Raw genomic sequence first — 21,837 nt, forward strand, 5'->3', positions numbered from 1 at the left:
CAGCTCATTTTCTAGAATCAGAGCATGTCTTTAAATGGTACTCGAGATAAAAAATCCCCTAAGCCGAGCCTTAGGGGAGGAAAGTGAAGTGAGCCGATTGTGATTATTATGCTGATTACATGAGCTGTGACTCCATCAACAATTATGCTGATTTAGCCTGCACAACTTGCTGCTGTTGAGCTTCCAGTTCACGAACCAGTGGCAACACTTTTTCGCCAAAGTATTCCACTTCTTCAATGAAGTGGAGAAAACCTGAGAGAACCAAATCGACACCTACACTTTTGAGTTCCACAATGCGTTCGGCAATTTGTTGTGGCGTGCCAATCAGATTGGTTTTAAAGCCGTCGTTATATTGAACCAAATCTTCAAAAGTAGATTTTGCCCAGTTACCTTCGCCTTCTTTTGTGGATGCACCTGCTTCACGAGTTGCATCGCCAAAGGCATTGACCGCTTCAGTATTGGCATTGTCGATAATAGCTTGAAGCACCGCTTGGGCTTCTTCCTCAGTATCTCGGGCAATGATGAAGGCATTCACCCCGATTTTGACCTGATGGTTATTGGCCTTGGCTTTTTCACGAATATCATCGATCTGCTTTTTCAACTCAGCAGGGGTATTGCCGTTGGTGAAGTACCAATCGGAAACACGTGATGCCATGTCACGTGCTGCACGTGAACTGCCACCTTGGAAGATTTCAATATGCGGTTTTTGCACCGGTTTCGGAGATAGAGTGTAGTCTTTAAATTGATAGTATTTACCATCAAAACTAAAGTTATCCTGCGTCCAAACACCTTTTAGGTTACGAATGAACTCTTCAGAGCGCGCATAGCGTTGATCATGCTCGGGCCATTCTTCACCAATCGCATCAAACTCACCACGGAACCAGCCACTCACGACATTAATCGCAATACGGCCATTGGTAAGATGATCGATGGTCGACAATTGTTTCGCAGCCAGAGCCGGTTTCCAAGGGCCGGGTAAAATCGCTGCAATGACTTTGAGCTTTTCAGTTTTGGCCAAAATACCATGACTGAAGCTAACTGATTCGTGTTGATTTTCCGCGTTATAGCCTGCGGTAAAACGAATTTGAGTCAGCGCATAATCAAAGCCACTTTTTTCTGCAGCTTGTGCCAAACGCACGTTATAGTCATAGCTCCAATCGGTACGCTGTTCAATATTACTGACCACCAAACCACCACTGACGTTTGGTACCCAATACGCAAATGTAATGTTTTTTTCTTGTACTGACATTTTGCAAACCCTCGGGATCGAATTGTTATGCTGTGGTGTTTAGGCCACTTGCGTTTTTGGCTTTTTACTATGCAGTCGAGCTTCAGCAGCATCCAAACTTGGAACGGCTGCAGAAGGAAGGACTTCTTCTTGCTCGATTTGCTTATTAATGCCCAAGTTTTGGTTGGCTTGTTGAGACTTGGCTTTCACCACTTCAGCACGCTGACCTTTGGCTGGAGCCCATTCCAAAATCGGCAGCGCACGTGCTACAGCTAAAGTAATGCGGTCACGGAGTAATTCACTATGAATGGTGTATTCAGGGGTGAAATCACGATCTGTTGCATAGACCCCAATCGGTAATGTTTGCGCTTGAAAGAAACTGAACAATGGACGCAGTTGATGTTCAAGCACTAAGGCATGGCGTTCAGAACCACCCGAAGCTGCAAGCAAGACAGGAACATCGACCAATGCAGTTTGTTCGACAAAGTCAAAGAAGTGTTTAAACAGACCTGTAAATGAAGCACGGTAAACTGGCGTTCCAACAATCAGTGCATCAGCAGCTTCAACGGCAGCAAGGTCATCTTGTACACGTTGTGGCAATTGGTTACGGTAAATCGCACCACCTAATAAATTGCCAATTTCGCTAAACTTAATAAAATGCACATTGATTGGAGTCGCATCACCGAGCTCATCAACAATAGCTTGTACCAAAGCTTCGGTTTTAGATGGATTGTTTAGGCCACCTGATACAGCAACAATATTCAGGGGTTTTTGTAGATTAACTTGAGACATTTTTTAAACCTAAAAGTGTGGTTTCTCGGAATGCCTTTTATTAATCCCGATGGGTGGATCACTGTAAAATAACGAAAATCAGAAAAGTTATCTGATTTTTAGATATGTTGGAAAAACCACAAGATTCGTGAAATTTCAAATTTTAAACTGTTGATATTTCAACATATAATGCTTAGATATAAGCATTTTTACTGTGTTGATAAAATTTATATGAAAATATGATTAGATTTAAAGATTTATAGAAAATGCGAAAAAAAGACGCATTTTAGGTGAAAATCTACATTTTAAATGCAAAAAAATAAGTTCTTGCATATCCTTCACATAGCATGTGTGGTTAGAATAGGGTCATTGTGCACAAGATCTCTCACGTTGCTTATGAATATTTTAATCGTTGATGATCACCCGCTGTTTCGTCATGCTTTAATTCAGGCGGTTCGTTATAGTTTGCCTCAGGCGCAAATTCATGAGACTGCAGCAGTCAATGAATGCTATGAACGTCTTGAAAATGGCCCTGAGCCTGATCTTGTGTTATTGGATTTAAACTTGCCGGGTGCTTCAGGCTTTTCTGCCTTGGTGCATATTCGCGCACAATATCCATCGATTCCAATCATTGTGGTCTCTGCGCATGAAGAAGCGTCGATTATCCAACGTGCAATTGCACATGGTGCGATGGGTTATATTCCAAAATCTGCGCATCCAAGTCACATTGGTGAAGCGATTCGTCAAGTCTTAGAAGGCGAGATTTGGTTGCCACCAAATTTACCTGCCAATATGAACTTTGACCCACGTGCTGCAGATGAAACGGCATTGGCAGAACGTATTCAGTCTTTAACACCGCAACAATTCCGCGTGTTAATGATGGTGGCAGAAGGTTTGTTGAATAAGCAAATTGCCTATGAGTTGGATGTGTCTGAAGCAACCATCAAAGCACATGTGACGGCGATTTTCCGTAAGTTGGGCGTACAAAACCGAACTCAAGCTGTTTTGGCAATTAATGCATTGAATATTGAAGAAAAGAAAATTTAAGGATTTTTTCAAAAAAAAAGACCTCCACGATGGAGGTCTTTTTTTATGCTGTTTAAGCGCTAATGCTGGCGCTGAATCATTTCGGTGTAAATGCTGTTAGGTCTTTACATGCGGTTTAAAAGCAATAGAGCAATGCAACTTAACAATGACTTAAACAAACCACTTCAACTTAAGCAATATAGTCTTGCTTAGGCGTCAGATCGGTACAGTACAAAGGGTTGAGCGCACATTGCAATTCATCAATTTGTTCATCGGTCACATAGCCGCGCGCTTTGAGATAATCCGCGACACGGTCATCACGTAAACTCAAAAAGGCAGCGTCATAAACGCCCAAATCCACAAATAGGGCTGCAGTTTCTAAACTGTTAAAACGGTCCAGATAGACATCATTGTCATACATCAGGAAGATATGGTCTTGCTTGGAGTTGGCATCGACATTTAAACGTTGAGCCAATTCAAATGGTGCTGTTTTAATAAACAGTAAATCGGATAATTCATCAAACTGTGTTTTATCCAGCTGGTTTTGGTCGGTTTTGACTTTACCAAGCCACGCTTTAAATACCAAAACCGCACCACCACGCAGTAGCATGCTCCAAATCTGATGACGGGTGTCCAAACCTAAGCTATTGGATTCTGCTTCTAAATTTTGCAGCAGTAGATCTTCTTGTTCTGCCAGTCGATCGAATAAGCCAAGGCCTTGGGGTTTGTAAGCATTCGGTGCAAAGACATCAAAATTCAGTTCGTCAAATACCTGTAACGCAAGAGGAACGGCACTGCGATAGAGTGTTTCCAACGCTTCGACTTGCACATCACTTAATTTGCTGAACTTAAATAATTGACGCCAGTCGATCTCTGGCAAAATGGCATTGGCACCATACTGACGATGAAACTGTAGATTTTGATCAAAACCATGCGGCATTGTTTCTGAAATATTCACAAGATCACTCCTAATATGCGGGGGAGATCAGCTTCTCAAGTGTTGAGTTATGACGCTTCTTGAATTGGCTTGAAACTGATCAACTTCTTATGAATATTTTTAAAACGAACGGCGGCAGCTAAATATAAGACTAAAGTTTTAGTTTTTATTTTTGCTTGTAAAAATCTGATTTAAATCAAATATATTTTTAATTGTAACTAAGTGTACAAGTGTTCACTCATGCATTCGATATCTTTTGCCATAGGCAATCAAAATTTGATATTTATGGCTAATAAATAGACGAAATATCGGGGCTATTTTGAATGATCTTGCCGCTGAGACAAATTTTTTTGCCAGTTAGGTAAGTTTAAGTAAAAGTAAGGTAAACAAAAGCCCATTTCATGTGAATGAAATGGGCTACTTTTCACAGAGCGATGTCCTGTAACAGCGCTACTGATTTGAAATCTTCAAACCAGATAACCATGAACGGAGTGAAGCCGGTTTCAACGGTTTTTTCAGTAAGACGATGTTTAACTCTTTTAGACGTTGCGGTAGTTCAGGATCAGAATCTGCGGTAATCAGCGCCACAGGGACATTTTCCTGACGGTTATCTAAAATAAAATCGAGACCGATCTTGTTGTTATTCAAATGTTGGTCAACCAACCAAACTTGAATATTCTCTTGTTGAATCAACTCCATGGCCTGTTCAGGTTCAGTGGCCTTAAAGACTTGATAGCCCCATTTGGTCAGTAAGGTCGACATACCTTCCAAAATCGTGTCATCATTGTCTAAGCACAGAATCTTATAGGCTTTGGTTTTCAGCGGAACCGCTTGGGTCGGTGCAGCGACCACTTTTGGCGCAGCGACCACCGGCACTTCAATCATAAAGCACGAACCATGACCAAGTTCTGAGAACACATGCACAGGATAGTCAAGTAGGCTGGTCATCCGTTGTACGATGGCTAAACCTAAACCTAGACCCTGTTCGCCCCATGGAGAGGTGTGTCCACAGCGTTCGAACTCTTGGAACAACTTAATGCGCTGTTCTTCCGCGATCCCAGGACCTGTATCCCAAACGCCAATACGAATATGCCCCGGACGTGCTGAACGCAGCACACCCACCACAACACGACCACGCGCTGTATAGCGTAGGGCATTGCTAACGAAGTTTTGGATAATACGACGAATCCACTGTGGGTCGGTGTCAATCCAGAACTGAGCATCGTGTACGGTCAGTTTGATATTACGCTGTGCTGCAATCGATTTAAATTGCAGTTCAAGATCACTGAGTAAGTCATGTAGTGGATAAGGCTGACGTTTCGGCTGAATGGTTCCACCTTCGAGTCGTGCAATGTCCAAGAGGGCAGAGAGCATACTTTCCGCACCATGCAATGCACGATCTAGTTGCTGAAGCGTTTTACGATCATCATCATTTTGTACGCTTTGCTCGAGGGCGGTACTAAACAGACGCGCAGCATGCATCGGTTGCAATAAGTCATGGCTTGCAGCAGCAATAAAGCGGCTTTTCGACATATTGGCTTTATCGGCTTGCTCACGTGCCAATTGTTGTTCAGACAGGGCGTCTGCCAACTGTTGGGTACGATCTTGCACACGGCCTTCAAGCAAGGCTTCATTTTCACGGAAAGCGGTAATATCGGCAAAGGTCGTCACGAAACCGCCGCCTTCGATCGGATTACCACGCATCTGAATTACACGGCCATCTTTACGAATCCGTTCAAATTCGTGTGCGCTGCCGACTTGCATCCAATGCATGCGTTTACGCACATGTTCCTCGACTGAACCGGGACCACATTCGCCGCGTTCAGCGTTATAACGAATCAAGTCTGAAATTGGGCAACCGACATAGACAATGTCTTTTGGATAATCAAACAGTTTGAGGTATTGATTGTTCCATGCCACCAAACACATATTTTCATCAACCACAGACACACCTTGAGTCATATGGTCGATCATGGTCATGATCAGGTTTTGGTTAAAGCGCTGCCACTGTGAGGCTTGGTCAAGAATATTGGCGACCTGACCGAGTGCTAAACCATTATTAACCATGGCTGTGGTGAGTAAGGTACGGGCGGATGCCGCACCGATGGTGCCTGCAAGATACTGTTCGGTAAAACGCCACCACATGCCGTTGGCGCTGCTATTTTCATTCAAAACGACATTGTTTTGTGCGCAGAACTGGTTGAAGGCACGCATGGTTGGGCCTTCACCGGTAATACGTTTTGCCAAGGTAATCAAATCACCTACTTTTAGACGCGCCACATCGTGGTGAATATAGCTGATGTCGTTTGATGTACTTTGAGCAGGGAGCGGCTTGGTTTCATAATAAAAGAAACTTTCGGCCTGAATTTGCTCGGCAACACTTGGACGGAAGACGCGGGAAATCCAAATATAGAGGGTGATATTTAAACCGAGCGCCCAAACTACGCCATGGGTAAGTGGATCGAAAGATTCAAACCCTAACAGTGCTTCAGGACGTAACCAACTCAAGCCTAGCGGACCCTGACTTAAAAGATTTTCGGTAAATGTTTTAAATTGTTCAGGTAAGCTACGCAATACGGTTGGTAATAACAGGGTATAAGCCCACATGCCAAAACCGACCAACAGACCCGCATATACACCTTGCTTACTTCCGCCACGCCAATACAAACCACCAATTAGCGCCGGTGCAAACTGTGCCACAGCACTGAAGGCCAATAGGCCAAATACTGATAATTGGTCAATGTCATTGAAGAAATGGAAGAACAAGAAGCCCAATAACATGACCGCTAAAATACACACACGACGTGTGAATTTCAGTACGAGTGGTAGGCGTTTGTCATGACGTGACAATAAGCGTGTACGCCACAGTGCAGGCATGATCAAGTCATTACTGAGCATAATCGACAAGGCCACTGAAGACACCAACAGCATACCTGTCGAAGCTGAAAACCCGCCGAGAAAGGCAAGTAAGGTCAACCAGTCTTGGTTATAACTCAAAGGTAGTGAGAGCACAGCAACATCGGGGATTGCCAAGTAGGCAGGTGCTGCATGCAGCGCCCAACTGGCAATCGGGATGATCGCGATAATGGTTAAAATCAGATAAATGGCAAACCAACGACGAGCACCACGGATATGCTTTTCATCACGTAGTTCAACCACCGCGACATGGAACTGACGTGGTAGACAAATAATCGCTAAAGCAGCCAATAATGTTTGAATCCAAAAGCTTTCTGGCACACCTTTGAGCTGGACATCTTTAAATGTACTGCTAATGTCATGGCTGATTTGCGCCATGTTTTCAGGTGATTCAAAAACAAAGAAAAATGCGACTGCAAGTAGTGCAAACAGCTTGACGAAAGACTCAAATGCCACAGCCAACATTAAGCCGCCGTGCTGTTCAGTATTGGCAATCTGTCGTGTCCCAAACATCATGGCCAAAATCGCCAATACACCGGTCAAAAACAGCACACTATTGGTGGTACCTGTCAGACCAGCGGTCGGTTCTAAAATGACCGTTGCACTTAAGGCAATCGCACGTAGCTGCAAGGCTAAATAGGGAATAATGGCAATTACGGCAAGGATCGTGACCAGTGATGCTAAGGGGCCACTTTTACCATATCGTGCTGCTACAAAGTCGGCAATCGATGAAATGGCATGATGCTGACGGACACGCCCTAAACGTCGCCAAATATCATAGCCGAGCGCAACAAATAGCAGCGGTCCCAGATAAATTGGCAGGAAAATAATGCCCTCACGAACGGCGGCACCTGTTGCGCCATAAAATGTCCAAGATGAACAATACACCCCTAAAGTTAGGCTAAAGAGAAGCATTCTGCCGCGAGTACTGAGCCTGCTGGCATGCTTTTCACCAAAGAATGCACATACAAAGAGTAATGCGATGTAAAGGGCCAATACCCCGACGATAAGCCAACTATTCATAAAGCCTGCAGCATATTAATTCTCGCTTAATGATAACGCATCCATAGGCTTAGGGAGGTTATTGCTCAAAATTTAACGACCAAAGTCTAAATTACAAGAGATAAGGAACATTGGTAAGTTTAGCTTCGAAATAATTCGAATTAGAAAATTGCGCGCCAAGGTTCGGCGTAAGGAGAATATTATGGATGAGAGACAGGTAGAACAAATTCTACAGAATCCAAAATTTAAGGAAATGGTCAGCCGTAAAAGTAAGTTGAGCTGGACTTTGACGATCATCATGTTGGTGGTCTATGTCGGCTTTATGCTCCTTGTGGGCTATAACAAAGAGTTCTTGATGCAATCCGTGAGTGGTGGTGTGACCACGATTGGTATGCCATTAGGTCTAAGCATTATCGTATTGTCATTCTTACTGTGTGGTGTTTATTCGTATATTGCAAACAACAAGTTGGATGCATTAAACGCAGAAGCAATGCGTGAAGTAGAAGCAATTACTCAAGAAAAAGGACCGCACTAAGATGAAATGGAATTCATTGAAAGCAATAGTATTAGCGGCTCCTGCTCTGCTCATGTCAAGCATGGCAATGGCTGGGCCAGATTTAGGTGAAGCACAGCAACAAGCAACCAACTGGCATGCGATTATCATGTTCGCAATTTTTGTTGGCTTGACTTTGTTTATTACCAAATGGGCAGCGAAACAAACCACCAACACAGCTGACTTCTATACAGCGGGTGGTGGTATTTCGGGTTTCCAAAATGGTTTAGCGATTGCCGGTGACTATATGTCAGCAGCATCGTTCCTCGGTATTTCCGCAATGGTATTCAGTTCAGGCTTTGACGGCTTGCTGTATTCATTGGGCTTTATGGTGGGTTGGCCAATCGTATTGTTCTTGGTGGCTGAGCGTCTGCGTAACTTAGGTAAGTTCAACTTATCTGACGTGGTGTCATTCCGTCTGGCTGAGAAACCTGTCCGTACCCTTGCAGCAGTAAGCTCGCTTGTGGTTGTAGCGTTCTACCTGATTGCACAGATGGTGGGTGCAGGTCAGTTGATTAAACTACTATTCGGTTTGAACTACAACATTGCGGTTGTGATCGTTGGTCTACTGATGATGGCTTATGTAATCTTCGGTGGTATGTTGGCAACAACTTGGGTACAGATCATTAAAGCAGTGATGCTACTTTCTGGCGCAAGCTTCATGGCATTCATGGTCATGAAAGGCGTGGGCTTCAGCTTCTCTGAAATGTTCACTCAATCGATCCAAGTTTTCTCTAAAGTACATGATGTATCCTTAACTGAAGCTGCAAACATTATGGGGCCGGGTAAACTTGCAGCCAACCCAATTGATGCGATCTCTCTAGGTCTTGCATTGATGTTCGGTACAGCAGGTCTTCCACACATTTTGATGCGTTTCTTTACTGTAAAAGATGCAAAAGAAGCACGTAAATCAGTAGTTGTTGCTACAGGTTTTATTGGTTACTTCTACCTATTAACTTTCATCATCGGTTTTGGTGCGATCCTTTATGTATCGAACAACCCACAATTTCTTGATGTAGCGAAAATGGCTGTAACTGGCAAGTTAGAACTTGTTGGTGGTAACAACATGGCAGCGGTTCACTTGTCTGATGCATTGGGCGGTGACTTGTTCATGGGCTTCATTTCAGCGGTAGCATTCGCAACAATTCTTGCAGTAGTTGCAGGTCTAACGTTGTCTGGTGCTTCAGCAATTTCACATGACTTGTATGCAAACGTATTCAAGAAAGGTCAAACTACACCTGAATCTGAACTTCGTATGTCTAAAATCGCGACTTTAGGTCTTGCGATCTTCGCAATGATTTTAGGTATCTTGTTCGAGAAACAAAACGTTGCATTCATGGTCGGTCTTGCATTCTCTGTAGCTGCATGTGCAAACTTCCCAGTGCTTGTATTGTCGATGTTCTGGAAAGGTTTAACGACGCGTGGTGCGGTGATTGGTGGTGTGGTTGGTCTAGCAACTGCCGTGATTTTAATTGTATTGTCTAAAGCAGTTTGGGTAGATACATTCGCAATCTCTGAAACACCAATTAACCCATTCAATGGTCCTGCTATCTTTGCAATGCCATTGGCATTCATCTGCTGCTGGTTGTTCTCTGTGACTGATAATTCAGCACAAGCACAAGCTGAGCGTAAAGCATTCGATGCACAGTATGTACGTTCACAAACTGGTATTGGTATCTCCGGTGCTTCAGATCACTAATCTGAATCGCCTAAAAAGCCCCTAATAAGGGGCTTTTTTTATATTTGAGTGAATGATATGAAACAGTGGTTTGTGGACAAATCTCTGTCCTATTTGCGTGTATAATTTTCTCCATTGATCGACATTTTCCAATGGCCTTGATCATCTTGATAAGGCGAGCGCTGAATGGTGAATTGTTGAGAGAAATTATCCTGACCGATGCTAAAGCTCTGATCACTAAAACTGCTCAAATGGGCTTTTATTCGCGACTGTTCAGCACCACTGAAGGTTTGGTTGGCAATACTTTTTTCAGTATGTTCTTGATGGTAATACGTCACTTCGCCCGACGATTTGATCACTAATTCACTGTGGTTGTTTTGCCAAGTCCCCACATAATTTTCATGGCCTTTGAGGAGCGGACTGTTTTGTGTACAGGCAGAGAGCATGAGCAGACAGAGGGGTGCAAATACGAGATGTTTTTTCATAATGAAATCTACCACGTAGGAGATTCCTTTGAATATGTGCCTGAAAACTGAAACTTACAGTAGGTTTTTTGAACCTCTTTGGTAATAAGAAACCCAGCTAGAACAGTGCTCATATGGATGCTTTTTTAGATTAAGATCAACAAATTTTTGCAATAAAAAAAACTCACTTCGTGCTAATTTAAAATCAATCAGTTGATGATGCTTCAGATCGATCATTTCAGCGCATGAAAAAAATATAGAGATTGAAAATAATGCAAGGTTTTGTAGATTTTTGGAAAAGCTTTAGACTTTTACCCTCAGCATGGCTGTTACTGGTGCAGTTTCTGATCTTGGTTTTAACCGCGATTACCCGAGAAAGTCTGTCTTTTCGTGCGCTAATTTGGGTACTTGGGGTGTCGGTACTATTGATCATTGCCAAAGTGATTCGCCAAACTCCAATGTTTACGATTCTAGGACTGAGTTTTGTTGGCTGCGCCGTATTGTTTTCTACTTTGATTATGCTCGGTGTAAATCATCCCAATATTCAAATTATTGCGCATGGTTTTGAAGCATGCGCATATTTTAGTGCAGCCTATGGCTTATTACGCTATATGTTTGCCGATCGTTATTTAACCAAAGATGAACTTTTTGCAGCAGGGGCAGTATTTACCCTCATCGCATGGGGTTTTGCTTTTCTCTATAGTATTTGTCAGCTGATTTATCCGGATAGTTTTGTAAATCCTGCAGAGCTGGGTATGCAGTCGTGGTTAGATTTACTATTTTTAAGTTTTAGTTTGCAGTCTGCAACGGGCTTGTCAGATCTCATGCCTGTGAGTGCGCCAGCACGGGTGTTGGCTATGCTTCAAATGTTTTGTGGAGTGATGTATTTGGCTCTCATCGTTTCACGCTTAATTGCTTTGCAGTATATTGCCCATTTACCGGAACGCCATGAGCCCAAAGACAAATAATGGCAGGATAAAAAAAGGACGCAAATGCGTCCTTTTTGGTATTCAATATCTAATATGAATTAGAAACGGAATTTAGCGTTTACGCCAACAGTTTGAGTGTCAAGCGCAACTTCTTCAGCATTAGCATTTACATAGCTAGCACCAACTGCAACAGCAGGAGTGATGAAGTAGTTTACGTTCGCGCCCCAAGCTGAGTCTGGAGTACCAGCAAAGCTAGATTCAGCGTAAGAAGCACCAACGCTTAATTTAGGAGTTACGAAAAGATCAGTTTTGAATTGGTAAGCAGTGTCATCACCGTAGATGATGCCTGATTCGAAACCAATTGCCATGTTAGTGTCGTCGATTGCGCCAACATATTTAGCACGTGCAGTGATAGCGTCTTGGTCTTGATCGATAGTCGCAGCTTCAGCAACAGCTTTAGCAACACCGTTACCCATAACGTTGAACGCGTCAACAGCAGCTTGGTCAGCAACGCTAGTGTAACCAACAGCAACTAAGAAGTTTTGAGTTGGAAGCGCACCAACTTCTAATGCATAACGGTCGCCGTTGTCATCAGTGTTGTTTGCATTTTTGCTGTCAAGGATAGTGTGGCTGTAAGACGCGCTTGCATATACAGGAACAACTTTAGTTGGAACATAAGCTTCAGCTTTAGCACCGAAGTTATGAGCAATTACGTCAGTACCTTTTGAACCAACTTCACCATAGTTGTAAGCAACAGATACGTTAGAAGCTTGGTTTAAGAATGCAGCTTCTGCTAAAGGACCTTTTGTAGAGTCAACATTTTTGAAGTAGTAAGTACCTTGAACACCACCAATGAAATCTTTGTCATTTGCAGTTGTGTCGATGTATTCTGCTTGGCCTTGAACTTCAAATTGGTAAGCTTGAGCACCGGTCATGGCTAATAATAAAGCAGTGGCTAAACCGAGTTTTTTCATGATTTTCTACCAGTTGTTACAAATGGATTAAACATTGAGCATTGTATTGTAACAATATATTAAGTCAATGATCCTAAAGGTTATTATTCAGTCTCTGACTCAGATCTTTATTTCATAATAAGAAATTCAGTTTTTACTCTAACTAATAAGTCACTGAAAAAAAATCATTGAGAACAATTAAGTAAGTTTGATTAAATTCTTAATTAAAAAAATACACTTGAAAAAATACACAACTTTTCAATCTAAAATAACAATTATTATTGTTATTTTAATTCAAAATAACATTTATTGTAGTGGGTAAATTCTAACGCTTTTCACGCATTTGAGGTAATAAATCGGGACTTTGACTGCTGAATTGTTGGGCTAAAACCACTTATTTGTATATTAAATAGACATTTTTGTTTTAAGTTTGAGGGATATGTCACTTAAATATGTGTCTTTGTGATATTTTTAATATCCTAGTGAAATACTTGGCTTTACATCAGGTTTTATTTGATTCATAATTTGCCAATCGAGTCGTCACACGGTTTAAAAGTGTGACTTTGACCCTGATTCTCCATTATTGTTTTTTATTCGCCCAGCTTTCCCCAAGGTTGGGCTTTTTTTTATTCAAAAATGCAACTTTATATTAAAGATAAAATATAGAGCAAATATCTCGTAGAAATAAATGCACTTTTATGGTGCGTTAATAATTCTATTTATCTTTCAATTAAAATGATGTAGACAAAAAAAATCCTGATTTTCAAGGAAAATCAGGATTTTTTAGCCAAAATTTTCGGGAAACTAAAATATTCTGCTGAGGAAGAAATCTAGTGTGCCCTAATACGGTGCATTCTGCACCAATTTATTGCAATTGTAAATATTTATTTAAACAAGTTAATAAAAAATATTTCGTTTTGAAATATGCTGCTGTTTTTTAGCAAATTATCTCGTTCTAAAGTGATAAAAATGTGACAGATTAAGCACATTTATATAGAATTTAGAGCTATAAATGTTCACTTTACAAATTAATAAATTATTGGTCATTAATTTAAATATTCCCGCGTTTAGTTGAGAAGTGGGTTGGGGTATGCAACAAGTGTGGGGCATAAAATAGATGGAAACATTACGAACAGAGCATATTAGTAAGCGCTTGCAACTTGCGATGCTAGTAATCGTCTTGTCTATCGTATTTATCAGTGTTCCATTGATTGTGAGCAGCAATCAACATTACCTCAAAAGTGCCGAAGCGCTGAAAGAAATTCAGATGCTGAAAATGGTGGCAGATTTAACCAACCAAATTTCCCGTGAACGTGCGCCAGCTAACAGTGCAATGTCGAGTCAAGGTGAACAGCGCGAGCAAAAAATTATTGAGTTGGCTGAATATCGTCAAGGCGTTGATCGGCAATATCAAGATACACTGAAAGTTTTAAAAGAAACGGGCTTTGCACCGATCGCCCAGCAGTTAGAGTCCAATTTATATCCATATTTGTTGCAGGGTCGCAAAACGGTCGATCAATATATTGCGCTGCCGACACAACAGCGTGAAGCTAAAAAATTGGATTATGCCATTTTGGCGATGTTCCAAGCTTGGGATCAAAGCTATATTGCCATGCAGAAATTGGTCAATCATTCACATGGTAAAGATACCCGTGTATCGAATTATTACACGCTGATTTTATTACTGGCAGAATTACGTGATCAGGCGGGAAGAGTCGCATCAAATATTATGGCTGCGGTATCATTTCAACAGGAAATTCCAGAGCAAAATTTAGCGCGGAGTTTACAAACCCAGCGTCAAACACGCTATCTATGGGAATTGATCAATGTCGTGCAGTCTGAACATGACAAAACTCCCGAGTTTAAACAGTTACATCATGCGGTAAGGACGGAATTTTTAGATAAAGGTTTGCCAATTATTGATGGTTTGACTCAAAAAAGTCTTCAACATCAGCGTTATCACATGGATGGCACCCAGCTCACTGATGCAATGGTCAATAAATTTGTCACAGTGGTGGAATTGCAAAGTTATATTTTAGATTACAGTCTCAAAGTAGCTGCGGATGAACAACGTGAAGCGCGAAATAAATTGATTTTCACGCTTTTTGTCTCGCTCGTGTCATTACTGACTGCATTATTAACGATGTTCTATGCCAAGAAATGGGTGTTTGAACCTTTAATTCGTGCTCGTAATCAGTTATTTAAACTGGCTCGGCACCGAATGGATCAAGGCGTGATTGAACCTGCCAAAGTAGGTTATCTCAGTTTATTTGATGCCATTCAGCATATTGAAAACATGCTGGAACAGCGTGATGCCTTTGAATTTCAGCTTAAACATATTGCCAATACTGACTCACTCACCAATGTCGCCAATCGTTTTGCCTTAGATGAATATATTAAATTTCGCGACAGCCAAAATTCAGGCTTTTTACATACAGCACTGATCGTGATTGATATTGATCACTTTAAACAGGTGAATGATCGCTATGGGCATATTGTCGGCGATTTGGTGATTCAACATGTTGCCAATCAATTACGAAAACATATTCGTTCATCCGACTTGGTGGTGCGATATGGAGGAGATGAGTTTTTAGTCCTGATCGAGGGGATTAATATGCTCAAAGCCCAACACATTGCCGAAACTATACGGCACGATATTCAGCATGTGAATTTCAATTTGGCAGAGGACGAAGCCGATCTCATTGTGACAGTGAGTATTGGTGTTGCTGTTGGCGCCGAAAGCTGGATCGATTTATTAGAGCGCGCAGACCAAGCATTGTTTAAAGCCAAAGCTGCGGGGCGTGATCGTGTTTCAGCCTAAACGTAGCTTGGCAGATTCATAAAGTTAGCTAGACAAATGAATTAATCTTCATCTTTATATAATTTATTGCAGGCTTGTTGGTTCATTTGACTACCATCTTCATTCCAACACTGGGCTTGGGTAATTTTGCCTAAATCGTACTGAAGCACCGCTTCAGGTTGCCCATCATCATACCAAATTTTATAACTGTTATGACGAACGCCATTACGATAATAACCTTGGCGTTCTAGTTTGCCGTTTTCAAACCACATTTTCAGCTCGCCAATCAGTTTATTGTTTTGAAAATTGGCATAGGTCCACGGTTTACCATTACTGTACCAGCGTTGGCGCAGGCCATGCTCGATACCATTTTTATAATTTTGAGAAAAAGCCAGTTGCCCATTCGGATGCCAAATTTTGTAATCCCCCTGAGATTCACCATTGATGATGCTACTTTCTTGCTCTTTTATCCCATTGGCAAACCAAAACTCGAGTTTGCCTTCGTACTCCCCATTTTTATAGGCAATGCGGCTACGGGATTTGCCGTTGGGGAAGAAACTTTCAAATACGCCTGAGCCTTGAATACCATCTGGAAAGTGAATGAGATGTTCACATTCACCATTTTTAATTTTGCTGTTGCTCAGAAAGATGGTGGTTAGGGCATTGCCATTGGCATAGACATATTGATTTTCATAGATCCCTTTGTGTGAAGTCGGGGTACTGAGGGCTTTACACTGCGGCTTATCTTTCCATGGGCTAAGATCGGGGTCTTCTTGTGAGACAAACAGCACCATGTATTCGTTTAGATAGCCATCGGCAAAGCTATATATTGGACATAATAAGAGGCTGAAACTTAAGATAAATTTATTCATTGTTAGTATGCTTTTATATTTTAAAAAGTTAAAAATTATTCGTTGTTGAGTCCACGATAGGCGTCATCATAAGGATGTTTTGTTTAAAAATAAATAGTCGATATGCTGAGTTTTCGACAGATTGAAGACTGTTGAAAAGTAAACAATTCAGGTTTGAACTTCATCTTATACTATGGACTTTAAACACCATAAAAATAGTGCAATGAAAAAAATATATCTATCGTTGATGACGGTCTTGAGTTTGACTGCATGTACAGCTAATGAAGGCATGTTGGATTCATCTCAACACTTAAAACAAACCACTCAAGCCAATTTAGAAAATTCACGGGTGAGTGAGATTCCGTCTTTATTTAATCAAGCACAAACACAGGCAGTATTTGTCACATTTGATGGTCAGCGTTTAAGTCATTATGGCAATGACTTACAGCGCGCCCACACTGAATACATTCCTGCATCTACCTTTAAAATGTTAAATGCTTTAATTGGTTTGCAGCATCAGAAGGCGACAGCCAATGAAGTTTTTAAATGGAAAGGTGAAATACGTGCTTTCCCCTCATGGGAAAAAGACCTGACTTTGGGTGAAGCCATGCAAGCATCTGCAGTTCCTGTATATCAGGAACTGGCAAGGCGAATAGGTTTGGCGTTAATGCAACAAGAAGTCAAACGGGTCGGTTTTGGCAATGCCAATATTGGCAAACAGGTGGATAATTTTTGGTTGGTTGGGCCGTTAAAGATTACGCCTGAACAAGAAGTCAAATTTGCGTATCAGCTTGCGACAGAGAAATTACCGTTTGATGTCGCGGTACAAAAGCAAGTCAAAGACATGCTTTATATTGAAAGCCGTGGGGATGCGAAGTTATATGCCAAGAGTGGTTGGGGTATGGATGTGGAACCTCAAGTCGGTTGGTATACCGGTTGGGTGGATGATGGTCATGGCAAGATCACGGCGTTTAGTTTGAATTTGCAGATGGCTGCAGGGGATGATGTGGCGGAGCGTAAGCAGTTGACGTTGGATGTGTTGGATAAGTTAGGTGTATTTCATTATTTACGTTAATTTTTTGAGTTTTGAGTTTTGAGTTTTGAGTTTTGAGTTTTGAGTTTTGAGTTTTGAGTTTGCATTGGGGGTGAGTTCCATTACGTAGGAGATTCATACTTTTGAAAGCACAAAAATAAGCAAAATGCTTTTGTTTGGTTGAAGGTAAGTCCGAACGGTTGCTGTTGAATGTATAAAATGATGGTACGAATTTTGTGGATGGATTTAGTTCAGGTTATTTTCAATAAAATATGCTTTCTAAACGTCCTCGCTTAGCATTGGATTTGAGTTTCCATTGCGTAGGAGATACCTACCTTTAAAAGAACAAAAGTAAGCAAAATGCTTTTGTTTGGCTGAAAGTACGTTCGAACAGTTCCAGTTAATGTATAAAAGGATGGTGCAAATTTTGTGGATGAATTTAGTTCAGGTTATTTTCAAAAAATATGTTTTCTAAACGTCCTTACTTTGCATTGGGTTTGAGTTTCCATTGCGTAGGAGATTCCTACTTTTGAAAGCACAAAAGTAAGCAAAATGCTTTTGTTTGACTAAGGGCACATCCGTGCTGCCCCAGTCAAACAGGCGACATCCATGTCGCCGTCATGTGATTGAATGTTGTGAAGAACAAGAATTTATTTAGAAATGGCCTTGTTTAAGCTCGTATAAAGTGATTTTCTAGCTTCTAAAATTTCAAATCTATATTGAGCAGTTGTTTCAACATTGATAGCTCCATTTTTACAAAGTGTATAAGCGTTAAATTTTCCGAGTAATTCGCCATAAATTCTTAGCTTTTCTTGTTGTTCAATATATCCATGTAAAAGAAGTAAACCTTCATTTTTGCTAAGTAAATTAAAGTCATTAAAAAGTGCGTGTCTTAGAGGTTTAAGTCTGTCTGAAATCTCATTAAGAGCTGGTTGAGATTGTTTTGTTTCAAATTCAAAAATTGCCCAAATTTTTAAAACGAGATGATTTATTTCCTCGAGATCTTTGGAAATATTGGTCAATAAATTACGATTATATAGAAGGTTATCTTTTGCTACTGATGCTGAAATATTTGCCTTTTGATTTAAGTAGGTAATTACGCCAGTTATCAGTGCTCCCAAACCAATTTTTACGGCTGTATCAATTATCTCTAATAAAGTCATATAAATATAAAACGGTGAATGAATCACCGTTTTATCATGCACTTAAAGGAAAGTGAATCTTATTTCAACATCGGCTTTAAAAACTTCGCTGTATGCGATACTTTATTCTTAGCCACTTGCTCTGGTGTACCTTCAGCAATAATCATACCGCCACCCGCACCACCTTCAGGACCTAAATCCACAATCCAATCGGCAGTTTTAATCACATCCAAGTTATGCTCAATCACCACAATGGTATTGCCCTTATTACGTAGTTCATGCAGGATGTCGAGCAATTTGGCAATATCATGGAAGTGTAGACCAGTTGTTGGTTCATCAAGCACATACAAGGTTTTGCCTGTATCGCGCTTCGCCAACTCACGAGCCAATTTGACACGCTGAGCTTCACCACCCGAAAGCGTGGTTGCAGATTGACCTAAACGGATATAACCCAAGCCAACTTGGTTCAAGGTTTCCAAACGACGGTGAATCACAGGAATAGCATCAAAGAAATGCATCGCATCTTCAACCGTCATTTCTAAGACATCTGAAATGTTACGACCTTTATAGCCAACTTCTAATGTTTCGCGGTTATAGCGTTTGCCGTGGCAGGCATCACAAGGCACATACATATCAGGTAAGAAGTGCATTGCAACCTTAATCATCCCGTCACCTTCGCAGGCTTCACAGCGACCACCTTTCACGTTAAATGAGAAACGACCTGCCGCATAACCACGTGCTTTGGCTTCAGGAGTTTGCGCAAACAGTTCACGAATAGGTGTGAACAAACCGGTATATGTTGCAGGGTTTGAACGTGGTGTACGACCGATTGGGCTTTGGTCAATATCAACGACTTTATCGAGGAATTGTAAGCCATCAATCGAATCAAATTTCTCAGCCGTTAATGTGGTTGCACCATTCAATTGAGTCGCTGCAAGCGGCAATAATGTCCGGTTAATCAGCGTCGATTTACCTGAACCTGATACACCTGTCACACAGGTCATCACACCTAAAGGAATAGTCAAATCGACATTTTTCAGGTTATGACCCGCAGCGCCCATTAACTTAATTTGCTCTTCAGGTTTTGGCGGTTGTGTGCGTGTTTTCGGCACATCAATACTGAGCTTTCCTGATAGATATTGACCAGTTAATGAATCTGGATTTGCCAAAATTTCATCATACGTCCCTTCGGCAATCACATGACCGCCATGCACACCTGCACCGGGGCCAATATCAATAATATGGTCGGCGGCACGGATCGCATCTTCATCATGTTCTACAACTAATACGGTATTACCTAAGTCACGCAAACGTACTAGGGTTTCCAATAGGCGGTCATTATCACGCTGATGCAAACCAATAGAGGGTTCATCCAGCACGTACATTACGCCCATCAGGCCCGCACCAATTTGAGAAGCCAGACGGATACGCTGTGCTTCACCACCCGACAGTGTTTCAGCAGAACGCGATAAACTTAAATAGTTCAAACCGACAGAGACTAGGAAGTGCAGACGTTCACGAATCTCTTTGAAAATCTTGTCAGCAATTTCGCCTTTGGCACCGCTTAAGTTGAGGTCTTGATAATAGCTTTCAGCATCACCGATCGACATCTTGGTGATTTGCGCGATGGTTTTATCTTTAACTCGGACATGACGTGAAATTTCATTGAGACGTGAGCCACCGCAAGCATCACATGCGGCATTGGATAAATACTGTGCTAAATCCTCACGCACATAGTTCGACTCCGTTTCACGATAGCGACGCTCTAGGTGAGGTAGAATCCCTTCAAAGGCTTGCACACGTTTGTGCGAACGACCACGTTCATCAATATAGCTGAGGTCAACTTTTTCCTTGCCTGTACCATAAAGGAATTTCTTTTTGGTCTCGGCATCGAGTTCATTCCACGGTGTGTCTAGAGAATAACCAAAATGATCGGCAACTTTTTGGATCATGCTGTAGTAATACGGACGTTGACGGTCCCAACCACGGATTGCCCCTTGACTAATCGAAACTTCATTATTGGGAATCAATTTGTCAGCACTAAAATGGCTGCGTGTGCCTAAACCATCACAAACAGGGCATGCACCGAATGGATTGTTGAAGGAAAATAGCCGTGGTTCAAGTTCACCAACGGCACGTTCACATTCAGGGCAAGAGTGTTTCGCAGAAAATACGCGATCTTCTTGTTCGCCTTTCATCCACGACAAAATGGCAATATCGCCACCCATACGTAGTGCAGTTTCAAAGCTTTCTGCAATCCGGTTACCAAGATCATCACGAACTTTAAAACGGTCAACAACGACTTCGATGGTGTGCTTTTTCTTTTTGTCGAGTTCAGGCGGAGTATCAATATCAATGACTTCACCGTCGACACGCGCACGGACAAAACCTTGACCTTGTAATTGTTCAAATAAGTTGGTGTATTCGCCCTTACGCTCTCGCACCACAGGGGCAAGCAACATAAGCGCTGTGCCTTCTTCTAGACCTTTGACGGTATCAACCATTTCAGACACAGTCTGAGCCACCATCGGGAGGTCATGTTCAGGACAATACGGCGTGCCGACACGGGCATAGAGTAGACGTAAATAGTCGTAAATTTCGGTGATCGTTCCCACTGTTGAGCGTGGGTTGTGGCTCGTTGATTTTTGTTCGATGGCAATCGCAGGACTCAAGCCTTCAATCGAGTCAACTTCGGGCTTTTCCATTTGCGAAAGGAATTGGCGTGCATAGGCAGATAAGGACTCAACATAGCGACGTTGACCTTCAGCATACAAGGTATCAAAAGCCAAAGAGGACTTCCCTGAACCAGAAAGACCCGTAATGACCACAAACTTGTCGCGTGGAATATCGAGTGACACATTTTTTAAGTTATGGGTACGTGCGCCTCGAATACGGATATGGCTTTGGCTCATGCAAGGGGTCCTAAAATATTCATCGAAAAACCTATATATGATAGCGCATGAAAAATGTTCAAGTGTAATTTAAACCTAGATTTATGCGTGACTTTGTGAGAAAAATGGCCGAATCAAAATATAGCTGTCTGTGCCGATGCCCTGAAACATCGGCAAATCAGCAATCTAGGACTTTTAACATGAAATGGCAACTTCATCTCAATCCAACATTAGGTGTGATGGGTTTATTGATGTGTAGTGTGTTTTTGAGTGCATGTACCCCGAACCACACACCGAAAGCGCAAAAATATGACAGCTTAGAACAAGCAACTTTGGCGCTGAATACCGAAAGTGAAAAAATTGATCTGTATATTGCGAAATTAGGTCAAGCCAAAATTGAAGCTGAAAAAAAGCAGCTGGCTTGCGAAAAAATTCCTCAACAGTTTGATTTGGTTTTGGCAATTGTTGAAAACAATCAACATTTGATGAGTGCTGAAGATTTAAAAGTTCAAGCACAGTTTAAGCACATGGCTGAGCAACAAAAGGCGCGCTTTACATCTAGCCTGTGGTGTAAAGGTGCATAAAGATAAAAGCGCTGTGACTGTTTTGAGTTCATCGTTTAAATCTCCTGTGTCATGCGCATAACAATCCATTGGAAAATCT

General features: G+C 41.7%; 16 protein-coding genes. 7 read left to right on the top strand and 9 right to left on the bottom strand.

What is annotated here, in order from left to right; genetic code table 11:
* Positions 1–142 precede the first annotated feature (142 nt).
* Entirely contained in the window at positions 143–1,249 is a 1,107-nt protein-coding gene (gene sfnG, locus FTV27_RS11580; RefSeq protein WP_180078597.1) for a dimethylsulfone monooxygenase SfnG, read from the bottom strand.
* 39 nt (positions 1,250–1,288) lie between these two features.
* Positions 1,289–2,020, bottom strand: coding sequence for an FMN reductase (gene msuE, locus FTV27_RS11585; RefSeq protein ID WP_078190544.1), 732 nt, complete (start codon positions 2,018–2,020; stop codon positions 1,289–1,291).
* 375 nt (positions 2,021–2,395) lie between these two features.
* Here msuE and FTV27_RS11590 point away from each other — a divergent pair, with 375 nt between their 5' ends.
* A complete protein-coding gene (locus FTV27_RS11590) occupies positions 2,396–3,046 on the top strand; it encodes a response regulator transcription factor (protein ID WP_078190543.1) in 651 nt (216 codons plus the stop codon).
* A 169-nt stretch (positions 3,047–3,215) separates the two neighbouring features.
* Here the strand turns inward: FTV27_RS11590 and FTV27_RS11595 are convergent, their stop codons facing one another.
* The gene (locus FTV27_RS11595) at positions 3,216–3,983 is read right to left on the bottom strand and encodes a hypothetical protein (protein ID WP_180078599.1); all 768 of its coding nucleotides are present in this window, start codon (positions 3,981–3,983) and stop codon (positions 3,216–3,218) included.
* 429 nt (positions 3,984–4,412) lie between these two features.
* A complete protein-coding gene (locus FTV27_RS11600; protein WP_180078601.1) occupies positions 4,413–7,901 on the bottom strand; it encodes a PAS domain-containing hybrid sensor histidine kinase/response regulator in 3,489 nt (1,162 codons plus the stop codon).
* Between the two features lie 181 nt (positions 7,902–8,082).
* Here FTV27_RS11600 and FTV27_RS11605 point away from each other — a divergent pair, with 181 nt between their 5' ends.
* Together FTV27_RS11605 and FTV27_RS11610 are read left to right on the top strand one after the other, a co-directional pair.
* Positions 8,083–8,415, top strand: a complete 333-nt coding sequence (locus FTV27_RS11605; protein WP_078193192.1) for a DUF485 domain-containing protein — start codon at positions 8,083–8,085, stop codon at positions 8,413–8,415.
* A 1-nt stretch (position 8,416) separates the two neighbouring features.
* Positions 8,417–10,132, top strand: coding sequence for a cation acetate symporter (locus FTV27_RS11610; RefSeq protein ID WP_180078603.1), 1,716 nt, complete (start codon positions 8,417–8,419; stop codon positions 10,130–10,132).
* A gap of 89 nt (positions 10,133–10,221) precedes the next feature.
* Here FTV27_RS11610 and FTV27_RS11615 read toward each other — a convergent pair whose 3' ends face one another.
* The gene (locus FTV27_RS11615) at positions 10,222–10,596 is read right to left on the bottom strand and encodes a hypothetical protein (RefSeq protein ID WP_180078605.1); all 375 of its coding nucleotides are present in this window, start codon (positions 10,594–10,596) and stop codon (positions 10,222–10,224) included.
* Positions 10,597–10,847: 251 nt separating this feature from the next.
* On the opposite strand from FTV27_RS11615, the gene FTV27_RS11620 reads away from it, so the two are divergent.
* On the top strand, positions 10,848–11,543 hold the full coding sequence (locus FTV27_RS11620; RefSeq protein WP_180078607.1) for an ion channel: 696 nt from the start codon (positions 10,848–10,850) through the stop codon (positions 11,541–11,543).
* A 59-nt stretch (positions 11,544–11,602) separates the two neighbouring features.
* On the opposite strand, the gene omp33-36 is transcribed toward FTV27_RS11620, so the two are convergent.
* Positions 11,603–12,478 carry a porin Omp33-36 gene (gene omp33-36, locus FTV27_RS11625; protein WP_180078609.1) on the bottom strand — a complete coding sequence of 292 codons (876 nt, stop codon included), beginning with the start codon at positions 12,476–12,478 and terminating at the stop codon, positions 11,603–11,605.
* Positions 12,479–13,574: 1,096 nt separating this feature from the next.
* On the opposite strand from omp33-36, the gene FTV27_RS11630 reads away from it, so the two are divergent.
* Positions 13,575–15,278, top strand: coding sequence for a GGDEF domain-containing protein (locus FTV27_RS11630; RefSeq protein WP_180078611.1), 1,704 nt, complete (start codon positions 13,575–13,577; stop codon positions 15,276–15,278).
* A 41-nt stretch (positions 15,279–15,319) separates the two neighbouring features.
* Here the strand turns inward: FTV27_RS11630 and FTV27_RS11635 are convergent, their stop codons facing one another.
* Positions 15,320–16,129: a toxin-antitoxin system YwqK family antitoxin gene (locus tag FTV27_RS11635; protein WP_180078613.1), complete on the bottom strand. Its 810-nt coding sequence runs from the start codon at positions 16,127–16,129 to the stop codon at positions 15,320–15,322.
* Positions 16,130–16,331: 202 nt separating this feature from the next.
* On the opposite strand from FTV27_RS11635, the gene blaOXA reads away from it, so the two are divergent.
* Positions 16,332–17,183, top strand: a complete 852-nt coding sequence (gene blaOXA, locus FTV27_RS11640; RefSeq protein WP_373687152.1) for a class D beta-lactamase — start codon at positions 16,332–16,334, stop codon at positions 17,181–17,183.
* 608 nt (positions 17,184–17,791) lie between these two features.
* Here the strand turns inward: blaOXA and FTV27_RS11645 are convergent.
* Together FTV27_RS11645 and uvrA are read right to left on the bottom strand one after the other, a co-directional pair.
* A complete protein-coding gene (locus tag FTV27_RS11645) occupies positions 17,792–18,304 on the bottom strand; it encodes a hypothetical protein (RefSeq protein ID WP_180078616.1) in 513 nt (170 codons plus the stop codon).
* A gap of 59 nt (positions 18,305–18,363) precedes the next feature.
* The gene (uvrA, locus tag FTV27_RS11650; RefSeq protein WP_180078618.1) at positions 18,364–21,195 is read right to left on the bottom strand and encodes an excinuclease ABC subunit UvrA; all 2,832 of its coding nucleotides are present in this window, start codon (positions 21,193–21,195) and stop codon (positions 18,364–18,366) included.
* A gap of 179 nt (positions 21,196–21,374) precedes the next feature.
* Here uvrA and FTV27_RS11655 point away from each other — a divergent pair, with 179 nt between their 5' ends.
* Complete coding sequence (locus FTV27_RS11655) at positions 21,375–21,758, top strand: hypothetical protein (RefSeq protein WP_180078620.1); 384 nt, start codon at positions 21,375–21,377, stop codon at positions 21,756–21,758.
* Positions 21,759–21,837: the final 79 nt, after the last annotated feature.

The sequence above is a fragment of the Acinetobacter sp. YH12251 genome (assembly GCF_013417465.1).
GTDB lineage: Bacteria > Pseudomonadota > Gammaproteobacteria > Pseudomonadales > Moraxellaceae > Acinetobacter > Acinetobacter amyesii.